We start from the raw sequence: 22,618 nt of genomic DNA on the forward strand, positions 1-22,618 counted from the left end.
TCATTTCACCGAACTGCGCGAGAGTTGCGCTGCGATCTGCGCATAGACGCGTTCGGCGAGGTCTTCCGCGACTCTCCGCTCCGCGTCTCGGGCGGCTATCCGCGTCGCGTAAGGCGTCGCAAGCGCGCTGTAGGCCGACAATGCCCGCGCGACGCCCTCCGCGACGAGACTTCCGTCCGTCGTCTGTCGGAGCGCGAAAGCCGCCTCCCCCGACACATCGAACCGCGTCACCGCGTCGTCGCGCGTGATCGCCAGACCGCGCCGCTCGAAGTTCAACCGCGCTTCGAGCAGATAGGCCGGGTTCGGCGCCGCCGTCCCGAAGCGGCGTTCGAGCGTGCGCCGGAACGCGTAGCCCTCGCGCCCGTCTACGCCGGAGATCGCAACGGTCCCACGCAGATCGCCTAGGGCGCCGCCCGGTCGGTGCAGCGGTTCGAAGGCGCAAGCACTGATCGCAAGCGCGCCCGAGGCGGCGAGGAAGACGCACAGCGCCCCTCGGCGAGTCGGGGCGCTCACAGCACCACGTTGACGATCCGGCCGGGCACGACCACGACCTTGCGCGGCGTCGCGCCGCCGACGATCCGCGCCACGTCCGGCGCCGCCAGCGCCATCGCTTCGAGTGCGTCCGGCCCCGCATCGACCGGGGCTGTGATTTCGGCCCGACGCTTGCCGTTGACCTGTACGGCGATCACGATCTCGTCGCGCGCCAGAAGCCCGGGATCGGCGACGGGCCAGGGGGAGGCCACGACAGGGATCTCGCGCCCGAGCGCCGCCCACATTTCTTCAGAGAGATGGGGCGTCATCGGAGCGCTCAGCAGCGCCAGCGCCTCGAACGCCTCGCGCAGCGCCTCCGCCATATCGGGTTCGGTGCGCGCGTCGCCCTGCGCCGCCTTCGCGATCGCATTGACGAATTCGTAGAGGCGCGCGACTGCCTTGTTGAAGGCGAAGCCTTCGATGTCTTCGGTGACGCCCGCGATGGTGCGATGCGTCGCCTGTCGCAGCGCCGTCGCCGCTCCGCTCGCCGGTCCTGTCGCCGCCGCGCCCGTCGGCGCCATCGCCGGGAGCGCCGTCTGCAGCAGCCTCCAGACGCGCTGCACATGCCGCGCCGCGCCCTCGACGCCCGCCGCCGTCCACTCCACGTCGCGCTCGGGCGGGCTGTCGGACAGCATGAACCACCGCGCCACATCCGCCCCGTAGGTGGCGATGATCGCTTCGGGATCGACGACGTTCTTCTTGGATTTCGACATCTTGATCGACGGCCCGACGGTCACGGCCGCGCCGGTCGCCCGCTCGACGATCCGCCCATCGCGCAGCTCGACCTCATCGGGCGTCAGCCAGCCGCCGGACGCGCTCGCATAGGTCTCGTGGCAGACCATGCCTTGCGTGAACAGCGCGTCGAAGGGCTCGATCGCGCTTTGCGGCAGATGTCCCGTCCGCCGCATCGCCCGACACCAGAACCGCGCGTAGAGCAGATGCAGGATCGCGTGCTCCACCCCGCCGATATATTGATCGACATTCATCCAGTAGGCGATGTCCGGCGCGCTGGTCGGCGCGCCGGCGTGAGGCGCGGTGAACCGCGCGAAATACCAAGACGAGTCGGCGAACGTGTCCATCGTGTCCGTCTCGCGCCGCGCGGCGCCGCCGCAGCGCGGGCAGGAGGTCTTCGCCCATGTCGGATGATGCTCCAGCGCGTTGCCCTGCTTCTCGAAGCGCGCGTCCTCGGGCAGACGCACGGGCAACTCCGCCTTCGGCACGGGAACGACGCCGCAAGTCGGGCAGTGCGCCACCGGGATCGGGCAGCCCCAGAAGCGCTGGCGCGAGACGCCCCAGTCGCGCAGCCGGAAATTCACCCGCGCCTCGCCGCGTCCGTCCGCGCGCATGCGCCGGATCACCTCGGTCTTCGCCTCCTCGACCGTCATCCCGTCGAGGAACTGCGAGTTGATCAGCCGTCCCGGCCCCGTATAGGCCTCCGCCCCGCCGTCGTAGCCGCCGCTCTCCCCTGCCACCACCGGCGTCACCTCGAGCCCATAGCGCCGCGCGAAATCGAGGTCGCGCTGGTCATGCGCCGGGCAGCCGAAGATCGCCCCGGTGCCGTACTCCATCAGGATGAAGTTCGCGACGTAGACGGGCAGCGTTCGCCCCGGCTGGAAGGGATGACGCACCAGCAGCCCGGTGTCGTAGCCGACCTTTTCGGCCGCCTCGATCTCCGCCTCCGACGTGCCGAGGCTACGGCTCTGCGCGCAGAACGCCGCCAACGCCGGGTCGCGCGCTTCGAGCGCGCGCGCCAGCGGATGATCGACGGCCACAGCGCAGAAGCTCGCCCCGAACAGCGTGTCGGGCCGCGTCGTGTAGACTTCGACATGCTGCGGCAGATCGCCGGGTTCGACAATGTCGAAGCGGAACTGCAACCCTTCCGACCGACCGATCCAGTTGCGCTGCATGGCGCGCACCTTCTCCGGCCACTTCTCCAACCCGTCGATCGCCGAGAGCAGCTCCTCGGCGAAGTCGGAGATGCGGAAGAACCATTGCGTGAGCTCTCGCCGCTCCACCGGCGCGCCCGACCTCCACCCCTTGCCGTCGATCACCTGCTCGTTGGCGAGAACCGTATGATCGACCGGGTCCCAGTTGACAGTCGAAGCCTTGCGATAGACGAGCCCGGCTTCGAGCATGTCGAGAAACAGCGCCTGCTGCTGGCCGTAATACTCCGGCTCGCAGGTGGCGATTTCGCGCGACCAGTCGAGCGACAGCCCCATCATCTTCAACTGGGCGCGCATCGCCGCGATGTTCTCGCGCGTCCACTGCGCCGGATCGACGCCGCGCTCGATCGCGGCGTTCTCCGCGGGCAGGCCGAAGGCGTCCCAGCCCATCGGATGCAGGACGTTGAAGCCGCGCGCCCGCTTGTAGCGCGCGATCACGTCGCCCATCGCGTAGTTGCGGACATGTCCCATATGGATGCGCCCCGATGGATAAGGGAACATCTCAAGAACATAGTATTTCGGACGGCTTTCATCTCGCACCGCCCGGAACGCGCCCTGCGCCTCCCAGGCCGCGCGCCATTTCGGCTCGACTGCGCTGGCGTCGTAGCGACTCTGCGCAGTCGGTTGCGACGCGGATACGGTGCGCGACATCGGCGGGCTCCCTCGGACGACCGCCTCGCGTCATACGCAGCCGCGCCGCCGCATGCAACGTCGCCGGGGCCGCTCCTTCAGCCGCCCGCGCTCTCTTCTTCAAGGCGGAGCTGGCGCGCCCGCGTCAGGATCGCGTCCTCGACCTGCTCGGCGGTTTGCGCCGCGACCGGCGCCTGGACCCAAGCCCCCTGCGCATCGCGCGCCTGCCTGAAGACCGCGACGCGGAGCGAAGCCGGCGAGAGCTCGACATCGGTGACGAAAGCGGTGACTTTCACGCGCTCTTCCGCATTCCCCTCGACCACGCCCCAATCCGTCGCGATCACGCCCGAATACGGATCGGTCGAGGCGATCGGCAGAAAGGCCAGCGTGTCGATCGCCGCGCGCCAGATGTGACGATTGACCGGCGCGCCGATCAGCGCCTCGCCGCCGCCCGTCCCGAGGCGGACGTTCGAGTTGCGCACCTGTCCGCCCCCGAGCACTTCGGCGAGCGAGCCCTGCCTTTCGCCTTCAATGCGCGAGGCGCGCTCGTTCGGGCGTTCGGGAACCGGGCCGATTGCGGGGCCGCCATTGCAAGCGGCGAGAAGACCTGCGGCCGCGCCGGCGAGGGCGAACCGCCCCAACGAGCGACTGCGCCGCGCCCCTGCCGTCACTGTGTCGCTCGAACCACAATCCCTGCTCACACGCGTCTCCCCGGATGCGTTTGCTTGACCCGCAACAGGGCCGGTAATACGCCAGTTTCAGAAGCGCGGCAAACGGACCGGGCTTTCTGGACAGATCGTATCTGCGAGGGACGCAAAATGAAAAAACTTCTGCTGGGTTCGGCCGCGGCCGTCGCCCTCACCGCCACCGGCGCAGCTGCGCAGGAATGGTCCGCGAGCGTTGGCGGCTTCTTCACCGGCGCCGTCGCCTACATCGACGCCGACCAGGACGGCAACGATTTCGCGCTGAAGCGCGACTCGGAAATCATCTTCAACTTCCGCCTCGTCGCTGACAACGGCCTCACCTTCGGTTCCAAGTTCGAACTGGAAGTCGGCGACACCTCCTCGGACGGCTCGGCCGATTTCGACGAAGCGTCGGCCTGGGTTCAGGGCTCCTTCGGTCGCGTCGAAGTCGGCGAGTTCGACGGCGCCGCCGATGGCCCGATGGGGTCGGGCAACGTGGGCGCCGACTTCGTGCGCGCCGCCGACAACACCGGTCTGCTGTTCGACGATTACGAAGGCGAGGGCGGCACCAGCATCCGCTCGAACGGGGCCGACACCGGCGACTCGCTCAAGGTCGCTTACTTCACTCCGAGCTTCGCCGGCTTCACGGCCGCCATCTCGTGGTCGCCGAGCATCTCGCCGACCGGTAACGCCGCCGGCAACGGCATTGCGACCTCGCTCGACGCGGCGGACGAGCAGAACGCCATCGAGATCGGCGCCCAGTACAAGGGCGAGTTCTCGGGAATTGGCGTGCAGGTCGGCGGCGGCTGGGTGTCCGACACGGTCGCTGGCGCTGACGACGACACGTCCTTCGCCGGCGGGGCCAAGCTGAGCGCGTTCGGCTTCGACTTCGGCGTCAACTACGGCTACATCGAAGTTGACGAGTCCGATCATCTCGGCGTCGGCCTCGCCTACTCGACCGGCCCGTGGAAGATCGGCGCCGACTACGGCACCGTGCTCGACAGCGACAACGCGAACCGCGACGGCGACCAGGGCGTGGCGGCCGGCGTGAGCTACTCGCTCGCCCCCGGCGTTGTGACCGGCGGCACGATCGAGTGGGCCGATGACGGCGCGCCCGGCGGCGACGACTCCTACTCGGTCGGCCTCTGGCTCTCGCTGGCCTACTGATCGTCCAAGCGGACTTCAAATGTAGGGAGCGGCGAAAGCCGCTCCCTTTTTCGTTTTCGGTCTTCGAACTGTCGCGCAACCGCGGTATGAAAGCGCGTTTTTTAAACGGAGCTTTCGGATGGCCCACCTTCGCGCGCTCGCCCTCGGCCTCGCAGCGGTCGCCATCTGTCAGCCCGCCGTCGCCCAGGAGTGGAGCGCGCGGGTCGGCGGTTATTTCAAGGGGGGCGTCGGCTACATCGACGCCGACCAGAGCGGAAACGATCTCGGTCTCGTGCGCGAGGCCGAAATCCATTTCCGGTTCCAGTCCGCCGCAGACAATGGCCTGACATTCGGAACCTATTTCGAGCTCGACGTCGCGGATGCCAGCAGCGACGGCTCCAGCTCTTTCGACGAGGCGAACCTGTTCGTCTCCGGCGATTTCGGTCGCATCGAGATCGGCGAGCAGGACGGCGCTGGCGACCAGCTCACGCTGACGCCAGCCGGCTGCAGCGTGTCCTGCTCGGCGGAAGTCGACGGCTTCCTCTTCGACTGGTACTCGGACGATACGAACCTCAACCTGATCAACGATGGCGCCGACTCGAGCGACGACCTCAAGGTGACCTACCTGACCCCGACGCTCGGCGCAGGCGCCTTCACCGCCCGCGCGGGCATCTCCTGGGCGCCGACGACGGAGGACAATGGGGTCGCCACTTCGCTCGACGCGTCCAAGGAGGAGAACTTCATCGAACTCGGACTGCGCGGCGGCGTCGATCTCTCGGGTATCATCGGCCATGAGGCCGATCTCGGCTTCTCGGGCGCCTTCTTCGACGGCGACAGCTTCGACGACCCCAGCTATGTCTTCGCGTCCAACCTCTCGGCCCGTGGGGTCGGACTCGGCGCGCGCTATTCCTACCGCAACCCCAATGGCGAGGAGGAAGATTCGCTCTCGGTCGGCGCGCAGTACGAAGGCGGACCCTGGGGCTTCTTCGCCAATTACACGACGATTCTCGACAGCACGGTGCGCACCGAAGACGACTGGGGCGTGAACTTCGAAGTCGATTACCGCCTGGCGCCGGGCGTGACGGCGGCCGGCATCGTGGAATTCGGCGACGCGACCGGCGCAGGAGAGAGCGCGGCTGTCGGCGGCGTTCTCTATCTCAACTTCTGACGCTGGCGCTTTTCCTCGCGGCGCGCCCGGATTAGGTCTGGCGCACCGGGCGGTCGACCCGGCATGGCCAGTGGAGAGCCCCGCGATGTCCCTCGACGACGTGCGCGCCCGCATCGCGCAGGCCGAACGCGACGCCGGTCGCGCGCCGGGCTCGGTCACGCTGATCGCGGTGTCGAAAGTCCAGCCCGACGCGCGGGTCGACGCGGCGCTCGCCGCGGGCCATCGCGTGTTCGGCGAGAACCGCGTGCAGGAGGCGCTGGGCCGCTGGACGGCCCGGCGCGAGGCCCACCCCGATCTGCGCCTGCATCTGATCGGCCCGCTCCAGACCAACAAAGCGCGGGCCGCGGTGGAGTTCTTCGACGCGATCCATGTGCTCGACCGCCCGAAGCTCGCCGCGAAGCTCGCCGACGCCATCGCCGCAACGGGTCGCGCGCCGGAGCTGTTCGTCGAGGTCAACACCGGCGAGGAGCCGCAGAAGGCCGGCGTCCTCCCAGCCGAGGCCGACGCCTTCATCGAAGCGTGCCGGCGCGATTGCGGGCTGCCGCTCGCCGGCCTCATGGCGATCCCCCCCGCCGACGAACCGCCCTCGCCGCATTTCGCGTTGCTGGCGAAGATCGCGGCGCGCAACGGCCTGTCGGGCCTGTCGATGGGCATGAGCGCGGATTTCGAGGCCGCGATCATGCTCGGCGCGACGCATGTGCGGATCGGCTCGGCGGTGTTCGGCGAGCGCGTCGCGCCTCACACGGCCAGATAGCGCGCGCCGATCTCAGGGTCGGCTTCGAGATCGGCGAAGGCGCCCTCGAACTTCACCTCGCCCTTCTCCAGCACGCAGGCGCGGTCGGCCACCAGCCGGGCGAAATGCAGGTTCTGCTCGGACAGGAGCACGGTGAGCCCTTCGCCCTTCAGTTGCAGAATCACCCGCGCCATCTGCTCCACGATCACCGGCGCGATGCCCTCGGAGGGTTCGTCGAGCAGCACGAGGCTCGGATTGCCCATCAGCGTGCGCGCGATGGTCAGCATCTGCTGCTCGCCGCCAGAGAGCGCGCCGCCGGGATTGCGCCGCCGCTCGGCGAGGTTGGGGAACAGCGCGAAGAGCCGCTCGACAGTCCAGAACGGCGCGCCGTCGCGCGCCGGGCGCTCACCGACAGTCAGATTTTCCTGCACCGTCAATGTCTTGAAGATGCGCCTCTCCTCCGGCACATAGCCGAGCCCCGCCCGGCAGACGAGGTGCGGCGGCTGGCCCGTGATGTCGCGCCCGTCATAACGCACCGTCCCCGCGCGCGGGCGGACGAGCCCCATGATCGACTTCATCGTGGTGGTCTTGCCCGCCCCGTTGCGCCCCAGCAACGCCACCACCTCTCCCGCCCGCGCGCTGAGCGAGACGCCGCGCAGGATCTTCGCCGCGCCGTAGAAGCTGTCGATCCCGCGCACTTCAAGCATCGCGCGCCTCCGCGAAGACCGCCCCGCCCCCGAGATAGACTTCGCGCACCAGCGGGTCGGCCCTGATCTCGTCGGCGCGGCCTTCGGCGATCAGCCGGCCCCGGTTCAGCACCAGGATGCGGTGGGCGTGGGCGAACACCACGTCCATGTCGTGCTCGGTGAACAGGATCGACACGCCTTGCTCGGCGACGATCCCCGCCGCGAGCGCCATCAGCTCGATGCGCTCGCGCGGCGCCATGCCGGCGGTCGGCTCGTCCATCAGCAGCAGGCGCGGGCGATGGGCGAGCGCAATGGCGAGTTCCAGCCGCTTGAGGTCGCCATAGGCGAGCTCGCCGCAGGTCCGCTCGGCCTGGTCGAGCATCGCGACCCGGTCGAGCAGCGCCTCGGCTTCCGCGCGGTGGCGGCGGGTGGCGCGGCGGAACAGGTCGAACGTCTCGCGGCCTGCGCTGATCAGCGCCATCTGCACGTTCTCGACCACGGTCATCGAGGTGAAGGTGGCGGTGATCTGGAACGTCCGCCCGACCCCCATCCGCCAGATCTCGCGCGGGCGCCTGCCGAGAAGCTCCGCGCCGTCCAGCCGGACCGAGCCGCTGTCGGCCCTGATCTGGCCGTTGAGCATGTTGAAGCAGGTGGTCTTGCCGGCCCCGTTCGGCCCGATCAGCGCGAGCAGCTCGCCGCGGCCGAGCGCGAAGGAGACGTCCTCGACGGCGTGCACCCCGCCATAAGCCTTGCTGAGGCGGGAGATTTCCAGCAGCGCGCTCATCCCCGCCTCCGCGCGAACGCCCAGCGTTCGAGCCGACGCAGGCCGCCCGCCACCCCGTCGGGCGCCAGGATCACGATGCCGAGGATCGTCAGCCCGAAGATGAACCGCCAGTAGTCGAGCCGAAAGATCGCGTCCTCAAGCAGGATGAACACGGTCGCGCCGATGATCGGCCCCATCAGCGCCTGCACGCCGCCGAGCAGCACCATCAACAGCGCGTCGAAGGAGCGCGGGATCGCGAGTTCGTCGGGAAACACGCTGCCCTTTGAGAAGGCGTAGATCGCGCCCGCCAGCCCGCCGAGCGCCGCGGCGATCACGAAAGCGAGCCATTGGTGGCGCTTGAGGTCGATGCCGATGGCCTCGGCCCGCAGCGCGCTGTCGCGCCCGCCGCGCAGAACATAGCCGAAGGACGCGTGCGCCATCCGCCGCAGCGCCCAGACGCCGCCGAGGCACAGGACCAGCGCCATCAGGTAGAAATTGGTCCGGCCCGAGGCCCAGTCGGCGGGCCAGACGCCGAGAATGCCGTCATCGCCGCCAGTCACCTCATACCATTGATAGGCGACCGACCAGACGATCTGCGCCGCCGCGAGCGTCAGCATGGCGAAATAGACGCCCGAGCGCTTCACGCAGAACCAGCCCACAATCACCGCCGCCGCCGCCGCGGTCAGCGGCCCGAGGACGAGCGCGGGAACCATGCCGAGCCCGAGCAGCTTCACCCCCAGCGCGGCGGCGTAGGCCGACAGGCCGAACCACGCCGCATGGCCGAAGGAGGCCATGCCGCCGATCCCCATGATGAAGTGCAGGCTCGCGGCGAAGAGCGCGAAGATCAGCACGTCCTTGATGAGCAGCAGCCCGAAATCGCCCGCGACGAGCGGCGCGAGCGCGAGCGCCGCCACCGCGCCCCAGATCAGCGCGAGGCGCGGCCCGGTGGCGAGCTTCAGCGGCTCCTCGTTGAGCATCGGCGGGTGGTCGCCGGTCTCGGGGCGGCCCATCAGCCCGTAGGGGCGCAGGATCAGCACGACGCCCATCACGATGAAGGGCAGCACCAGCGTGATCTGCGGCAGGATCAGCAGCGCGAAGGCGTTGAGTTCGGAGATCAGCATCGCCGCCAGAAACGCGCCGGCCACACTGCCGAGCCCGCCGACCACCACCACCACGAACACGTCGGCGATGATCGTCAGGTCCATGTGCAGCGTCACCGCCTCGCGCGGGACTTGCAGCGCGCCGCCGAGGCCCGCGAGGAAGGCGCCGAGGAAGAACACGGAGCTGAACAGAAGCCGCTGGTTGACGCCGAGGGCGGCCACCATCTCGCGGTCCTCGGTGGCGGCGCGCACGAGCACGCCCCAGCGGGTGCGGTGGAAAAGCAGCCAGAGCAGGCCCATGATCGCGGGGCCGACGACGATCAGGAACAGGTCGTATTCGGGGATCGGCTCGCCCATGATCCGAACGGCGCCTGTCAGCCCCGGCGCGCGGGGCCCGAGCAGATCCTCGCCGCCCCAGATGTAGAGGGCGGCGTCCTGCACGATCAGCACCACGCCGAAAGTCGCCACCAGCTGGAACAGCTCCGGCGCCTGGTAGATGCGGCGCAGCACCAGCATCTCCATCGCGACGCCCAGCAGGCCGACGATGGTCGCCGCGCCCAGCACCGAGGCCCAGAAGCTGAGGCCCGAGAGCGGCGCGGAATTGACCAGCGAATAGGCCAGATAGGCGCCGAGCATGTAGAAGGAGCCATGCGCGAAGTTCACGATCCGCGTGACGCCGAAGATGATCGACAGGCCCGAGGCGACGAGGAACAGCGACGAGGCGGAGGCGAGGCCGGTCAGGAACTGGCCGAGATAGAAGCCCAAATGGCGGTCTCCTTGTCGGGCGGGGAGGCGGGGCGGGCGCGGGGAGGTCGGCCCCGCCGCGCCCGGGAGTCGGCTCGGGTCCGAACTCGTTGCCGTTGTTTTTATTGGCCTTTTCTTGGCAAAGATTCCGTGAATCGGTCAATGCCGGCAGGCGGGCCGCCCGCGCGGGGGCGGCCCGGCCTGGCTCGCCTCACTCGGCGGGGCGCAGCTTCGCCGCGTCCTCGTCGGAGGGCAGGTAGTCGGCGCCGTCGGCGTAGCGCCAGTCGACCATCACGCCCTTGCCGTCCTTCACCGCGAGCCGGCCGACCCAGGCGCCCATCGTCGCCTGATGGTCCGACGCGCGGAAGCGCACCGGCCCGACCGGCGTGTCGATGGTCAGGTCCTCCATCGCGGCGAGCAGGTCGTCGGTCTCGAGCGAGGCCGCCTTCTCGAGCACGGCGGCGACCGCCAGCAGGCTGTTGTAGCCGACGATCGAGCCGACTTTCGGCTCTTCGCCCCAGCGCGCCTTGTAGGCCTCGCGGAAGGGGTTGTGCTCGGGCGTGTCGATCTGCTCGGGCGGATAGCCGGTCACGAGCCAGCCTTCGGGCGCTTCCGCGCCCAGCGGGTCGAGATATTCCGGCTCGCCCGACAGGATGCTGACGACCTCGCGCCCCTCGAACAGCCCGCGCACAGTTCCTTCGCGGACGAACTTGGCGAGGTCGCCGCCGAAGGTGACGTTGTAGATCGCGTCGGGCTCCATGGCCTCGAGCGCGCGCACCACGGGGCCGGCGTCGATCTTGAACAGCACCGGCCACTGCTCGCCGACCCATTCCACATCGGGCTGGCGGGCGCCCAGCTCGCGCTTGAACGCCTCCACCGCCTCCTGCCCGTAGGCGTAGTTCGGCGCGACCGTCGCCCAGCGCTTGGCGCCGAGCTTGGCGGCTTCCTCGGCCAGCATCGCGGCCTGCATCGTCGTGTTGGGTCGCAGACGGTAGGTGTAGCGGTTGCCGCTCGACCAGGTGACCGCGTCGGCCAGCGGCTCGGCGGCGATGAACAGCACCTGCCGCTGCTTGGCGACGTCCGACACGGCGAGGCCGATGTTGGAGAGGAACGTGCCGAAGAGCAGCGTCACGTTTTCGCGCGAGATCAACTCTTCGGCGATCTTCACGGCGTCGCCGGGGCTCGCCGCGTCGTCGCGCCAGAGCACTTCGATGGGGCGCCCGTCGCGCACGCCGCCGGCGGCGTTGACCTGCTCGAGCGCCAGCTCCCACCCCTTCTTGTAAGGGTCGGTGAAGGCGGTCATGCGGGTGTAGCTGTTGATCTCGCCGACCCGGATCGGATCGGCCGCCAGAGCCGGGGAGCAGACCGCAAGGGCTGCCGCAAGGGCCAGGGTCGCGCGTCTCGTGAACATCGGTCTCACCTCTCTGTTGTCATGGTCGCAAGCCCCGCGCTCTGCCGGCGCGGTGGATGGTTGGTCAGCGCAGCCCGTCCTCGCCTGTCACCTGATCGACGGTCAGCCCGCCGACCCGCGCATGGGGCCGCCCGCCCATGGTCATCGCCAGAGCATAGACGATCTCGCGCGGGCGCGGCGCGTCGGGAATGCGGATCTCGATGGCGTCGAAATGGCTGCGCACATAGGCCGCCTCGCGGTGGCCTAGCGGCAGGTCGAGGCTGGCGCCGACGCCGCCGAGCTTCATCGCCGACGGCACGATGGCCTTCGCGCCGCCGAGCAGTTCGCGCATCGCGTAGCCGCCGGGGACATGCCAGAGCGCGCCGTGCTCGCTCTCGCCCTCGGCGCCGACGATGGCGCCCTTGCCGTAGCTCTCCACCGCCGAAGGCTCGCCGCCGAGCAGCGCGAGGAGGCGCTGCGACAGCTCCAGCCCGAGCGGTTTCAGATCGTCCATGAAGCCCGCGATGTCGGGCTCGAAGCGCCCGGCGAAGGGATTGGCGATCACCGCCGCCGCCCAGGCGCGCAGGATCGGGCGCGCGAGAGGGGCGCCGCCCTCGTGGCGGATTTCCTCGAGATGCGTCGCGATCTTGCGGATCGCCGGCTCAGGCATGGGCCACCTCTCTCACGCGCGCAGCGCCCACCAGCCGCGCCGCCCCCCGCAGACGCAACGCCGCGCCGAGGATCAGGCCGACGCGCAGCATCGCCTCGGCCCGCGCGGCGCCGCGCGCCAGCGCCGCCTCGGTCTCAGCCTGCGCGAGCGGCCCGACTGACGCAACCGCCAGCCGCGCGCCGAGGTCGCTGTCGTCGCGCAGGATGTTGGCGGGGATGCGGCGGATCGCGGGATGGCCCGGCAGATCGACCGCGTTGGCGATCAGCGTCGCCGCGGCGTCCGCCGCCGCCGCCGATCCCGCGAGCACCGTGACGGCGTCGGCGATCCCGAGCGACAGGCTGCGCCCGCCCTGTCCGCTGGTGGCGACGCCGCCAGCGCCGCTTTCCGCGTCGAGGGTCAGCGCGCCGTCAACCCGCCCGTCCTCCTGCGCCAGCGCGACGGTGAAGCGGGCGTCGCCGCTCAGATGCAGGGCGATGTCGCCGCCATTGTTGACATAGGCGCGCCGGAGGGGCCCAGTGGCGCGCATCGTCGCCAGAACTTCATCCGCCACGGCGCCGGCGACGGCGGCCATCGGCGTGACGAACTCGGCCGCGGCGTGCGGGGCGACCGCCGCGACCATGCGCCGGGCCACCGCGCCGGAGGGCGCGGGACCGTCTGGCGAGCGCAGGCGCGGAAGTTCGGCGACAAGCTCGCTCAGGATCGTCGCGAAGCGCGCCCGAGCGGCGTGGAGCGCAGTCTCGGCGGCGGGGCCCTCCGCCGCCACGATCAGGTCGATGGGGCCGTGCTGCAGGTGCAGCCGTCCATCCGCCAGACGCGCCGCCGTGGGTCCGCTCATCGCGGCGTCCCCCAGCCGTAATGGCGCGAATCGGTCGGCCAGGGCAGGTCGCGGTCGGGCGCCACGCTCCGCTCGGCCTCCGCGAGCACGTCCTCAAGGCTGCGCACGGCGCTCATGTGCCCGCCGAGCGCCGCGTAGTCCGACAGCCTCATGGTGAACTCGATGGGCGCGACGAGCGCGGGGGTGGGCACATAGCCGAAGGAGTTGGTGGGCATCCGCGTCACATCCACCATGAAGGTGATGCCGCCGCCCGGCCAGACATAGGCCGGCGCGCCGCCGCAGGAGACGTAAGTCAGCGTCTCGCGCACCGAGCGCGTCAGCCGCACCGGGTTCTCGGTGACGCCCGCGCGCAGCGACCCCCCGGCGCCGCCCATGAACAGGACCGAACAGAGCGCCGGCTCGCAATTCTCCTCGACCCGCTCGACCGAGGCGCGCACTGCCGCCGGCGTCTCGGCGGGGCGGGGGATGAGCGCGTCGTCCAGCGTGAAATAGCCGTGCTGCTCGCCGGTGGTGGAGACCATCAGCAGCCGCAGCCCCGGCCAGGCCTTCTTGGGGTCGAAGGGCTTGAGGATCGTCAGCGGGTCCTCGACATCCGTCCCGCCCCAGCCGGCGCCCGGATTGGCGACCTGGAAATAGCGCCCGGGCGTCGAGCGGCGGCCCTTGATGCGCAGACCGGTCGGGCGCATCCCCAGCAGCTTGCCGGCCTGATGCTCGGACAGCACGCCGGTGATGTGGTCGTCCACCACCACGACGTCGTCGAGATGGTCGGCCCATTGCCGCGCGAACATGCCGATGGCGGCTGAGCCGCAGCCCACCCGCATCCGCTCCTCGGCGTGGCCGTCGATGACGGGGGGGGTCCCCGCTTGCGCGATCAGCGTCGCGCCGCCGTCGATGGTCATCTCGACGGCCTCGCGGTTGCACAGCCGCATCAGCGCGTCGCAGGCGACGCGGCCCTCCTTCTTCGAGCCGCCGGTGAGGTGATGCACGCCGCCGAGCGCGAGCATCCGGCTGCCGTATTCGCCGGTGGTCACATGGCCGACCGCCTCGCCCTCGACGCGCACGGTCGCCTGTTCGGGGCCGAGGAAGCGGTCGGTGTCGATCTTCAGCTTGACGCCGCAATAGGAGTAGATGCCCTCGGTGACGACCGTCACCATGTCCACCCCGCGCACGTTCTGGCTGACGATGAAGGGGGCGGGCTTGTAGTCGGGATAGGTGGTGCCTGCGCCGACGGCGGTGACGAAGGGCCGGCGGCTCTCGACCAGATCGCCGTCCCAGTCGGGCCCGCCGGCGAAGGGGACGACGGCGGCGCCTTCGGCCTTGGCGTGTTCCAGCACCGTGAAGGGATCGACGCGGACGAGCTGGCCGCCCTCGTTGGCGTAGCGGTCGCAGGCGCCGGCGCGACCGTCGGAGATGTAGCACATCACCGGGCAGGCGTCGCAGCGGATCTTGCCGCCATCGGTCGCGACGGGAGCGGTGCGGACCATGCTCAGCCTCCCGCGGCTCGGATCGCCGCGAGCACGCGCTCGGGCGTCGCGGGGAGGCGGCGGAGTTCGGCGCCGGTCGCGTGGCGGATCGCGCAGAGCGCGGCGGGGGCGGTCGGGATCAGCGCGTGCTCGCCGAGCCCCTTGGCGCCGTAGGGGCCATGCGGGTCCGGCACTTCGACGATCAGCGTCTCGATGGGCGGCGCGTCGCCGAAAGTCGGGATGAGGTAGTCGTGCAGATTGTCGGTGCGGCCGGGGACGAACTCCTCCATCAGCGCCATGCCGAGGCCCTGCATGACGCCGCCCTGAATCTGGCCCTCCACGAGCACCGGGTTGATCGCGCGCCCCACGTCGTGGGCCGCCGTCACCTTGACCGGGTGGACGCGCCCGAGCGCGAGGTCCACGTCGAGTTCGACGATCTGGGCTGCGTAGCCGAACTGGGCGTAGGGGCGGCCCTGACCGTCCGCGTCGAGCGGGCCGGTCGGCGGGTCGTAGGTCTCGGCGACTTGCAGCAGATAGCCGTCCTGGTCCACGGGCAGCGCGGCGAGGTCGAGCTGGCGCAGCGCTCCGCCCTCCACCAGCCGGACTGCGCCGCCCTCCAGCACGATTTCCGCCGCGTCGGAGACGTTGCCGAGCCGCAGCAGCGCCGCCCGCAGCGCCGCGCCCGCCCGCCGCGCCGCCTCGCCCGTGACGAAGGTCTGGCGCGAGGCGGAGGTCTTGCCGGCATCGGGCGTCAGATCGGTGTCGGCGCCGATCAGATCGACGGCGGACAGCGGCGCGCCAAGGGCCTGCGCGAAGATCTGGGCGATCACGGTGTTGGCGCCCTGCCCGATGTCCACCGCCCCCTGATGCAGCGCCACCCGCCCGTCGCCCTTCAGGCCCGCGCGGATGGTCGAGGGGTTGGGGATCGAGGTGTTCCCGCAGCCATACCAGCCCGACGCGACGCCCACGCCGCGCCGCAAGGGCGCGCCGGTCGCCCCGCGCCCGGCGTTCAGCACTTCGGCCTCGGCCAGCGCGCGCGTCCAGTGCGGGGCCAGCGCGTCGAGACAGGCGGCGGCGCCGACGCCGCTCTCGAACACCTGCCCGGTGACAGTGGGCAGGCCGTCGCGCAGCGCGTTGAGCTGGCGGAAGGCGAGGCGGTCCATGCCCAGCCGCTCGGCCAGCGCGTCGAGCGCAGGCTCGAGCGCTGCGGCGGCCTGCGGCACGCCGAAGCCGCGGAAGGCGCCCGAGGGCGGGCAGTGACTGTGCACCGCTTCGGTGTCGGCGCGATAGTTCGGGACGACGTAGGGGCCGCTCGCATGGACCGGCACGCGGTTGGCGACGGTCGGCCCCCATGAGGCGTAGGCGCCGGTGTTGAACTCCGCATCGAAGGCGAGGCCGGTCAGCCGGCCTTCGGCGTCGGCGCCGACGCGCAAGGCGATGCGCGCGGGGTGGCGTTTGGTGCTGACGCGCATCGATTCGGGGCGCGTGAAGGTCATGCGGACCGGGCGGCGCAGCGCCCACGCCGCCAGCGCGACCAGCGGCTGCGCCGTGAGGTCGAGTTTGGAGCCGAAGCCGCCGCCGACTGCGGTGGGGATCACCCGCACGCTGTCGGGCGGCAGACCCAGGATCGCGGCGAGGCCGTCGCGGTTCATCATGGGGGCTTGCGTGCAGCAGGTCACCTCGACCCGGCCGCCGACGCGGCGCGCCCAGGCCGCTTCGGGCTCGATATAGGCGTGCTCGACGAAGCCCGTCTCGATCCTGCCCTCCACGACGACCGAAGCGGCGGCGAGCGCGGCTTCGGCGTCGCCGCGCGCGACATGGCCGCGGCACATCGCGTTGCCTGGGCGCTCGGGGTGGAGGGGCGGAGCGGCGCGCGCGGCGTCGATGTCGGTCGCGGCGGAGAGGGGCGTCCAGGCCACGGGGAAGCCGCCGAGGTCGAGCGCCGCCATCGACGCGGCCTCGCCCACGACCGCCGCCACCGCCTCGCCCTCGAAGCGCGCCTCGCCCTCCGCCAGAACCGGCTGGTCGATGAAGCCGGGGATCACGCCGAAGCGGTTGAGGCCGGGCACGTCCGCCGCCGTCAGCACGGCGACCACGCCCGGATGCGCGGCGCGCCAACCCTCCAGATCGCCGAAGGCGAAGCTTGCGTGTGGGTGCGGGCTGCGCACGGCGCGCAGGACGAGCGCGTCCCCCGGCGCGGCGTCGTCGCCGAAGATCTCGGCGCCGGTCACCTTGGCGCGACCGTCGAGCCGGGCGACCGACGCGCCGACGCCGCCCTCGAACACCGCCGCGCCGGGCTGGGCGTCCATCACCGCCTCGACGATCTTGCGGTAGCCGGTGCAGCGGCAGAGCACGCCGCCGAGCGCGTCCGACACCTCGCGCTCCGAGGGCCGGGGCGTCTCGCGCAGGAGCGCGACGGCGGAAACCATCGCGCCGGGGGTGCAGATGCCGCATTGCGCCGCCCCGTGGCGCAGGAAGGCGTCGGCGAGCGCCTGCGCCTGCGGGTCGCGCGCCGTGAGCCCGGCGACCGTCTCGATCTCGGCGCCTTCGCAGCGGCCGAGCGCGGTGGTGCAGGCGCAGACGGGCGCGCCGTCGAGCAGCACGGTGCAGGCGCCGCAATCGCCGGCGTTGCAGCCGACTTTCACGTCGCGCGCGCCGGCCAGCTCGCGCAGCGCCTCGGACAGCCGCATCTGGGGCGCGGCGCGCAGCGCAATCGCCTCGCCGTTGAGCGTGAAGGCGACAGTCGCGCCCGGATCGTCGAAGTCGAGGCTCATGCCGCCGCCGCCTCTCCCGCCGCCATCCCAAGCGCGCGCCGGACCAGTTCGAGCGCCGCGGCGCGCCGATAGGCGGCGCTCGCGCGGATGTCGTCGATGGGCGACAGCGGCGCGAGATGGGCGGGGTCGGGGATCGCCGCGAGCGCGCGCCCATCCCACGGCGCGCCGACGAGCGCCGCTTCGAGCGCGGGCAGGCGCTGCGCGACCGCCGAGCAGGCGCCGACAGCGACGCGCGCGGCGCCCACCCGCCCCTGCGCGTCGGGCGCGAGCAGCGCCGCCACCATCCCGATCGAGATCACCAGATGCACCCGGGCGCCGAGCTTGACGAAGGCGCTGCGCGCGGCCTCGGGCTGCGGCGGGATCAGCACGGCGGTCATCAGCTCGTCGGGCGCGCGCGCGGTCCGGCGCGGGCCGAGCAGAAAGTCGCCCAAGGGCAGCCGCCGCACTCCCCGCAGCGAGGCGAGCTCGACTTGCGCGTCGAGCGCGAGCAGGGGCGGAACCCCGTCCGCCGCGGGCGAAGCGTTGCAGAGATTGCCGCCGATGGTGCCCGCATTCTGGATTTGCGCGCCGCCCACCTCGCGCGCCGCCGCCCGGAGCGCGTCGAAGGCCGGGGGAAGGGCTCCTCGGGCGATCATGGTCCAGGTGGTCGCTGCGCCGATCCGCCAGCCCTCCGCCGTTTCCGATGCGCCCCGCAGCGCGTCGAGCCCGCTGACGTCGAGCGCCGCGAACGCCGCCGGGCCGTCGCGCAGGGAGGGGTAGACGTCAGTGCCGCCGGCGAGGATGCGCGGCGCGTCCCCGCTCGCGCCCCGATGCGCTTCTGCGGCGAGCAGCGCCAGCGCCGCGTCGAGGGCGCGGGGGCGGTGGAAGCGCGGCGTCGCGGTCATGGCCTGCGGCCTCTTCCTCTGGCGCTGATCGTTCCTGTGCAAACGATGCTTCGGTCCACGGCCCGGCTTGTCAAGCGGTTTCCGGCGATGGCGCGCGGCGCTTGCCGCCCCGCCCCGCATGTGCTTGATCGACGTGCGGGCTGCGCCGCGTTTTCGGGCAGCCGCGCGCATCGCCGCGAAGGGAGCCTCGATTTGGCGGGCGACGAGCCGGACCCCTACATCCTCGACGCGCAGGTGGGCTATGTGCTGCGCCGCGCGCATCAGCGCCACACCGCGCTGTTCGCCGCGCGGATGGAAGGAGGGCTGACGCCGACCCAGTTCGCGGCGCTGTCGCGCCTCGCGGAAGTCGGGCCGTGCTCGCAGAACCATCTCGGGCGGCTGACGGCGATGGACGTCGCCACCATCAAGGGCGTGGTGGACCGGCTGCGCGCGCGCGGCCTGGTGGCGTCCGAGCCCGACGCCGAGGACCGCCGCCGCAGCGTCATCGCGCTGACCGAGGAGGGGCGCGCGCTGATCGGCCCGGCGCAGGCGGCGGGGCGGGAGATCACCGAGGCGACCCTTGCGCCGCTGACCGCGCGCGAGCGCGCGACGCTGCTACGCCTGCTGCGGTGCATCGCCGACTGAGCCGCGGAGCGCCGCCGTCGCCGCCGCATCGACCGCGCCGTCGCGCAGCGCCACGCCGAACAGCGCCCGCGCCTGCTCCGGCGTGTAATAGCCGAGCCGCACGTCCTCGCGCACGGCGTCGGGGTCTCGCCGGAACGGGTCGCCATGCCCGCCGCCGCCCGGCGTGCCGACGCGCACCCGGTCGCCGGGGCCGAGCGGGATGTCCTGCGCCTTGGACAGATGCGGCGGCGTGAAGGCCCGCCCCCCCTGCACGATCTCCACCGTGTTCACCGCCCCGTCGCGCCCGCCGAGCGCGCCTTGCGGGCCGACGCGCCCGTGATCCATCACGAAGGAGGCGCGCGCCGAGCCGCGCCGCAGCTCGATCTCGTACTCCACCCCGAAGCCGCCGCGCCGCGCGCCCGCCCCGCCCGAGCCCTCGCGCAGCGCGTAGCGGCGATAGAGCACGGGGAATTGCTGTTCCATGATCTCGATGGGCGGCGCCTTGGAGATGCCGATGGTCGAGCAGCCATTGGTCAGCCCGTCCTCGCGCGCATTGCCGCCATAGCCGCCGCCGCTCAGCTGATACATCACGAAGCCGCGCCCGCGCTCGGGGTCGTGGCCGCCCAGCCCGAAATTGCCCGAAGTGCCGGCGGGCGCCGCCGTGACGATCTCGGGGAGGGCCGGGGCCAGCGCCGCGAACACGGCTTCGGCGATGCGCTGCGACACCTCCGCCGCGCAGCCCGAGACGGGGCGGGGGTAGCGCGCGTCGAGGAAGGTGTCCTCGATCCCCGTCACCTCCAGCGGTTCGAAGGCGCCCGCGCTGATCGGCACATGCGGGAAGATGTGGCGCATCGCCAGATAGACCGAGGAGAGCGTCGTCGCCCGCACCGAGTTCATCGGGCCGGCGCAGGGCGGGCTGGAGCCGGCGAAGTCGAAGACGAGCCCCTCGGCGGATTTCGAGACGGCGAGGCGGATCTCCAGCGGCGCGTCCACCACCCCGTCGCTGTCCACGATCGCGACGCCGCGCCAGACGCCCTCGGGGATGCCGTCGATCGCCGCGCGCATCTGCGCCGCCGCCCGCGCGCGCAGGGCGGCGACCGCCTCCTCCACCACGTCGTCGCCGTAACGGTCGAACAGCGCGTCGAGCCGCTGCGCGCCGATCTCCAGCGCCGCCGCCTGCGCCTTCACGTCGCCGATGCGCTGCTCGGCGACGCGGATGTTGGCGCAGATGATGGAATAGATCTCCGCATCCATCGCGCCGCGCTTGAACAGCTTGACGGGGGGCAGGCGCAGCCCCTCCTGCTCGACCGCCGTGGCGGAGGCCGAGAAGCCGCCGGGCACCGCGCCCCCGATGTCCGGCCAGTGGCCGGTGTTGGACAGCCAGCACCAGAGCTTTCCGCCGCGCCAGTAGGGCCGGGCGAAGCGCACGTCCATCAGATGCGTGCCGCCGAGATAGGGGTCGTTGACGATGTAGATGTCGCCGGGCTCGGGGGGCGCGGTGACGCCGGAGGCGATGCGCTCGATCAGCGTGCGCGTCGAGAACTGCATCACGCCGACGAACACCGGCAGCCCGCCCGCGCCCTGCGCGATGAGCGACCCGTCCTCGGCGGAATAGATGCCGTCGGAGCGGTCGTTGGCCTCGGCGATCACGGGCGAGAAGGCGGCGCGCGAGAAGGCGAGGTCCATCTCGTCGCAGATCTGCTGGAGCCTGGCCTCGATGACAGTCAGGGTGATGGGGTCGAGCGTCACGCCGCGCCTCCCAAAGTCAGGATCAGATTGCCGTCGCGGTCCTGCGCGGCGCGGTCGCCGGGCTCGACGACGGTGGTGGCGTCCATCTGCTCGACGATGGCGGGGCCGTCGAAGGCGGCGGCGAGCGGCAGGCGCTCGCGCGCATAGACCGGCGTCTCGCGCCAGCCGCTCTCGAACCAGACCCGGCGCGTCCCGGTCTGCGCCTCGGCGAGCGTCGCGGCGCGCCCGGCGGGGTCGATCAGCGTGGAGAGGTCGGCTTCGGGCCGCGCGCCGATCACCGAGGTCGCGAGGTTGACGAGGTTCACGGGGGCGTCGAGCGACAGGCCGAAGCGGCGCAGATAGGCGGCGTCGAACAGCGATTTCAGCGTCTCGCGGTCGGGGGCCGGGCTCTCCAGCGCGACGCGCAGCAGATGGGTCTGGCCGACGAACTGCATGTCGGCGCTGCGGATCACGCGGATCTCGGCCAGCGCGACCCGCTCCTGCGCGATCAGCCGCCGGCCCTCGGCCTCCTGCCCGGCGAGCACGTCGCGGACATGGCCCATGTCGAGCGCGTCGAGCGGGCGGTTGAGCGTGCTGACGAAATCGTGCCGCAGATCGGCGACTGCGCAGCCGAGCGCGTTGGTCAGGCCGGGGCGCGCGGGAACCAGCACGCGCGGCGCGCCCAGTTCCCGCGCGAGCGCCACGGCGTGCAGCGGGCCGGCGCCGCCGAAGGCGAAGAGCGCGAAGTCGCGCGGGTCCTCGCCGAGCGAGACCGAGACCATGCGGATCGCCCCCGCCATCACCGTGTTCGCGACGCGGATCACCGCCGCGGCCGCGCCTTCGGCGTCGAGCCCGAGCGGCTTTCCGAGCGTCTTGAGAAAGATCGCGCGCAAGCTCTCGAGCGAGACGGGCGCGTCCACCGCCAGCAGCCGGGCGGGGTTCATCCGGCCGAGCAGGAGATTCGCGTCGGAGATGGTGGGGAGCCTCCCGCCGCGGCCGTAGCAGATCGGGCCGGGATCGGCGCCCGCGCTGTCGGGGCCGACGCGCAGAAGCCCGGAGGCGTCGACCCGCGCGATCGAGCCGCCGCCCGCGCCCACTGTCCGCACGTCCACCATCGGGACATGGATCGGCATGGCGTATTCGATCTCGATCTCGTTGGAGACGGCGGGGGTCGCGTCGCGGATCAGGGCGACGTCGGTCGAGGTGCCGCCCATGTCGTAGGTGACGAGGTTGCGCAGCCCGGCGCGCCGCCCGGTCGCCGCCGCCGCCATGACCCCCGATGCAGGCCCGGACATCACGGTCTTGGCCGCCTCGCGCGCGACGAAGCGCGCGGAGACCATGCCGCCATTGCCGGTCATCACCTGCAGGTCGCGCCCGTAGCCGCGTGCGGCGAGCGCCGCGTTCAGCCGCGCGACATAGCGCTCCAGCAGGGGCTGCACCGAGGCGTTGACCGCCGCCGTCACGCCGCGCTCGAACTCGCGGCTTTCCGACAGAAGCTGATGGCCGAGCGTCACATGGCCGTTCGGCCAGAGCTCCGCCGCGATCTCGCCGGCGCGCAGCTCATGGGCGGGGTTGGCGTAGGCGTGAAGGAAATGGATGACGAGCGACTCGCAGCCCGCCGCGATCAGCTCGGCGATGCGGTCGCGCAAGCGTTCCTCGTCGAGCGGTGTCAGCACGCGGCCCTGCGCGTCCATCCGCTCGGGAACTTCGAGGCGAAGGTCGCGCGGGATCACCGGGCGGAACGTTCCCGTCATGCCGTATGGCCGGGGGCGCGTGCGGCGGCCCAGCTCCAGCACGTCGCGGAAGCCCTCGGTCGCGATCAGCCCGGTGCGCGCGAGGCGGCGCTCCAGCACGGCGTTGGTGGTGACGGTCGTGCCATGGGCCAGCAGGTCGAGCGCGGCGAGGTCGACTTGCGCCGCATCGAGCGCGGCGAGCACGCCTTCGGCCTGATTGGCCGGGGTGGTCGGGGTCTTGGCGAGGCGGACAGTCCCGGTCGCCGCATCCAGCAGCACCAGATCGGTGAAGGTGCCGCCGACGTCGACGCCCGCGACCAGCCCTGCGCTCTCCGCCATGCCGACCGCCCTCCACCTCGCCTCTCTCGTTAGCATACGAACGCCGGCGCAGCGATCAACCGGAATGCGCGC

The 22,618-nt window shown here is 71.5% G+C and carries 18 protein-coding genes; 4 read left to right on the plus strand and 14 right to left on the minus strand.

The window, feature by feature from the left end; genetic code table 11:
• The 3 genes from lptE to V7Q31_RS01460 form a co-directional block, all read right to left on the minus strand.
• On the minus strand, positions 1-513 hold the full coding sequence (gene lptE, locus V7Q31_RS01450) for an LPS assembly lipoprotein LptE (protein ID WP_333831884.1): 513 nt from the start codon (positions 511-513) through the stop codon (positions 1-3).
• Complete coding sequence (leuS, locus tag V7Q31_RS01455) at positions 510-3,125, minus strand: leucine--tRNA ligase (protein WP_333831885.1); 2,616 nt, start codon at positions 3,123-3,125, stop codon at positions 510-512. Before leuS ends, lptE begins: the two co-directional genes overlap by 4 nt.
• Before the next feature lie 77 nt (positions 3,126-3,202).
• On the minus strand, positions 3,203-3,745 hold the full coding sequence (locus V7Q31_RS01460) for a DUF3576 domain-containing protein (RefSeq protein WP_333831886.1): 543 nt from the start codon (positions 3,743-3,745) through the stop codon (positions 3,203-3,205).
• Positions 3,746-3,829: 84 nt separating this feature from the next.
• Here V7Q31_RS01460 and V7Q31_RS01465 point away from each other — a divergent pair, with 84 nt between their 5' ends.
• From V7Q31_RS01465 to V7Q31_RS01475, 3 genes are all read left to right on the plus strand, one after another.
• Complete coding sequence (locus V7Q31_RS01465) at positions 3,830-4,954, plus strand: porin (protein WP_333831887.1); 1,125 nt, start codon at positions 3,830-3,832, stop codon at positions 4,952-4,954.
• A gap of 118 nt (positions 4,955-5,072) precedes the next feature.
• Complete coding sequence (locus V7Q31_RS01470; RefSeq protein ID WP_333831888.1) at positions 5,073-6,101, plus strand: porin; 1,029 nt, start codon at positions 5,073-5,075, stop codon at positions 6,099-6,101.
• Positions 6,102-6,186: 85 nt separating this feature from the next.
• Complete coding sequence (locus tag V7Q31_RS01475) at positions 6,187-6,855, plus strand: YggS family pyridoxal phosphate-dependent enzyme (protein WP_333831889.1); 669 nt, start codon at positions 6,187-6,189, stop codon at positions 6,853-6,855.
• Here V7Q31_RS01475 and V7Q31_RS01480 read toward each other — a convergent pair.
• The 9 genes from V7Q31_RS01480 to V7Q31_RS01520 all read right to left on the minus strand — a co-directional run bounded on the left by V7Q31_RS01480 (position 6,840) and on the right by V7Q31_RS01520 (position 18,143).
• Positions 6,840-7,541, minus strand: coding sequence for an ABC transporter ATP-binding protein (locus V7Q31_RS01480; protein WP_333831890.1), 702 nt, complete (start codon positions 7,539-7,541; stop codon positions 6,840-6,842). The genes V7Q31_RS01475 and V7Q31_RS01480 overlap by 16 nt on opposite strands.
• On the minus strand, positions 7,534-8,304 hold the full coding sequence (locus tag V7Q31_RS01485; protein WP_333831891.1) for an ABC transporter ATP-binding protein: 771 nt from the start codon (positions 8,302-8,304) through the stop codon (positions 7,534-7,536). Before V7Q31_RS01485 ends, V7Q31_RS01480 begins: the two co-directional genes overlap by 8 nt.
• Entirely contained in the window at positions 8,301-10,148 is a 1,848-nt protein-coding gene (locus V7Q31_RS01490) for an ABC transporter permease (RefSeq protein ID WP_333831892.1), read from the minus strand. Before V7Q31_RS01490 ends, V7Q31_RS01485 begins: the two co-directional genes overlap by 4 nt.
• A gap of 190 nt (positions 10,149-10,338) precedes the next feature.
• Positions 10,339-11,538 (minus strand): ABC transporter substrate-binding protein, encoded by a 1,200-nt coding sequence (locus V7Q31_RS01495; RefSeq protein ID WP_333831893.1) that lies wholly within the window; start codon positions 11,536-11,538, stop codon positions 10,339-10,341.
• Between the two features lie 64 nt (positions 11,539-11,602).
• Positions 11,603-12,187, minus strand: a complete 585-nt coding sequence (locus V7Q31_RS01500; RefSeq protein ID WP_333831894.1) for an amino acid synthesis family protein — start codon at positions 12,185-12,187, stop codon at positions 11,603-11,605.
• A complete protein-coding gene (locus V7Q31_RS01505) occupies positions 12,180-13,022 on the minus strand; it encodes a UPF0280 family protein (RefSeq protein ID WP_333831895.1) in 843 nt (280 codons plus the stop codon). The genes V7Q31_RS01500 and V7Q31_RS01505 overlap by 8 nt, the downstream gene beginning before the upstream one ends.
• Positions 13,019-14,506 (minus strand): 6-hydroxynicotinate reductase, encoded by a 1,488-nt coding sequence (locus tag V7Q31_RS01510; protein ID WP_333831896.1) that lies wholly within the window; start codon positions 14,504-14,506, stop codon positions 13,019-13,021. Before V7Q31_RS01510 ends, V7Q31_RS01505 begins: the two co-directional genes overlap by 4 nt.
• A 2-nt stretch (positions 14,507-14,508) precedes the next feature.
• A complete protein-coding gene (locus V7Q31_RS01515) occupies positions 14,509-17,259 on the minus strand; it encodes a molybdopterin-dependent oxidoreductase (protein ID WP_333831897.1) in 2,751 nt (916 codons plus the stop codon).
• Positions 17,256-18,143, minus strand: coding sequence for an FAD binding domain-containing protein (locus V7Q31_RS01520; protein ID WP_333831898.1), 888 nt, complete (start codon positions 18,141-18,143; stop codon positions 17,256-17,258). The genes V7Q31_RS01515 and V7Q31_RS01520 overlap by 4 nt, the downstream gene beginning before the upstream one ends.
• Before the next feature lie 192 nt (positions 18,144-18,335).
• Here V7Q31_RS01520 and V7Q31_RS01525 point away from each other — a divergent pair, with 192 nt between their 5' ends.
• The gene (locus tag V7Q31_RS01525; protein ID WP_333831899.1) at positions 18,336-18,767 is read left to right on the plus strand and encodes a MarR family winged helix-turn-helix transcriptional regulator; all 432 of its coding nucleotides are present in this window, start codon (positions 18,336-18,338) and stop codon (positions 18,765-18,767) included.
• Here the strand turns inward: V7Q31_RS01525 and V7Q31_RS01530 are convergent.
• Together V7Q31_RS01530 and V7Q31_RS01535 are read right to left on the minus strand one after the other, a co-directional pair.
• Positions 18,738-20,495: a hydantoinase B/oxoprolinase family protein gene (locus V7Q31_RS01530; RefSeq protein ID WP_333831900.1), complete on the minus strand. Its 1,758-nt coding sequence runs from the start codon at positions 20,493-20,495 to the stop codon at positions 18,738-18,740. The genes V7Q31_RS01525 and V7Q31_RS01530 overlap by 30 nt on opposite strands.
• Complete coding sequence (locus V7Q31_RS01535) at positions 20,492-22,546, minus strand: hydantoinase/oxoprolinase family protein (RefSeq protein ID WP_333831901.1); 2,055 nt, start codon at positions 22,544-22,546, stop codon at positions 20,492-20,494. Before V7Q31_RS01535 ends, V7Q31_RS01530 begins: the two co-directional genes overlap by 4 nt.
• Positions 22,547-22,618: the final 72 nt, after the last annotated feature.

This window comes from Rubrimonas sp., assembly GCF_036788415.1.
Lineage (GTDB): Bacteria > Pseudomonadota > Alphaproteobacteria > Rhodobacterales > Rhodobacteraceae > Rubrimonas.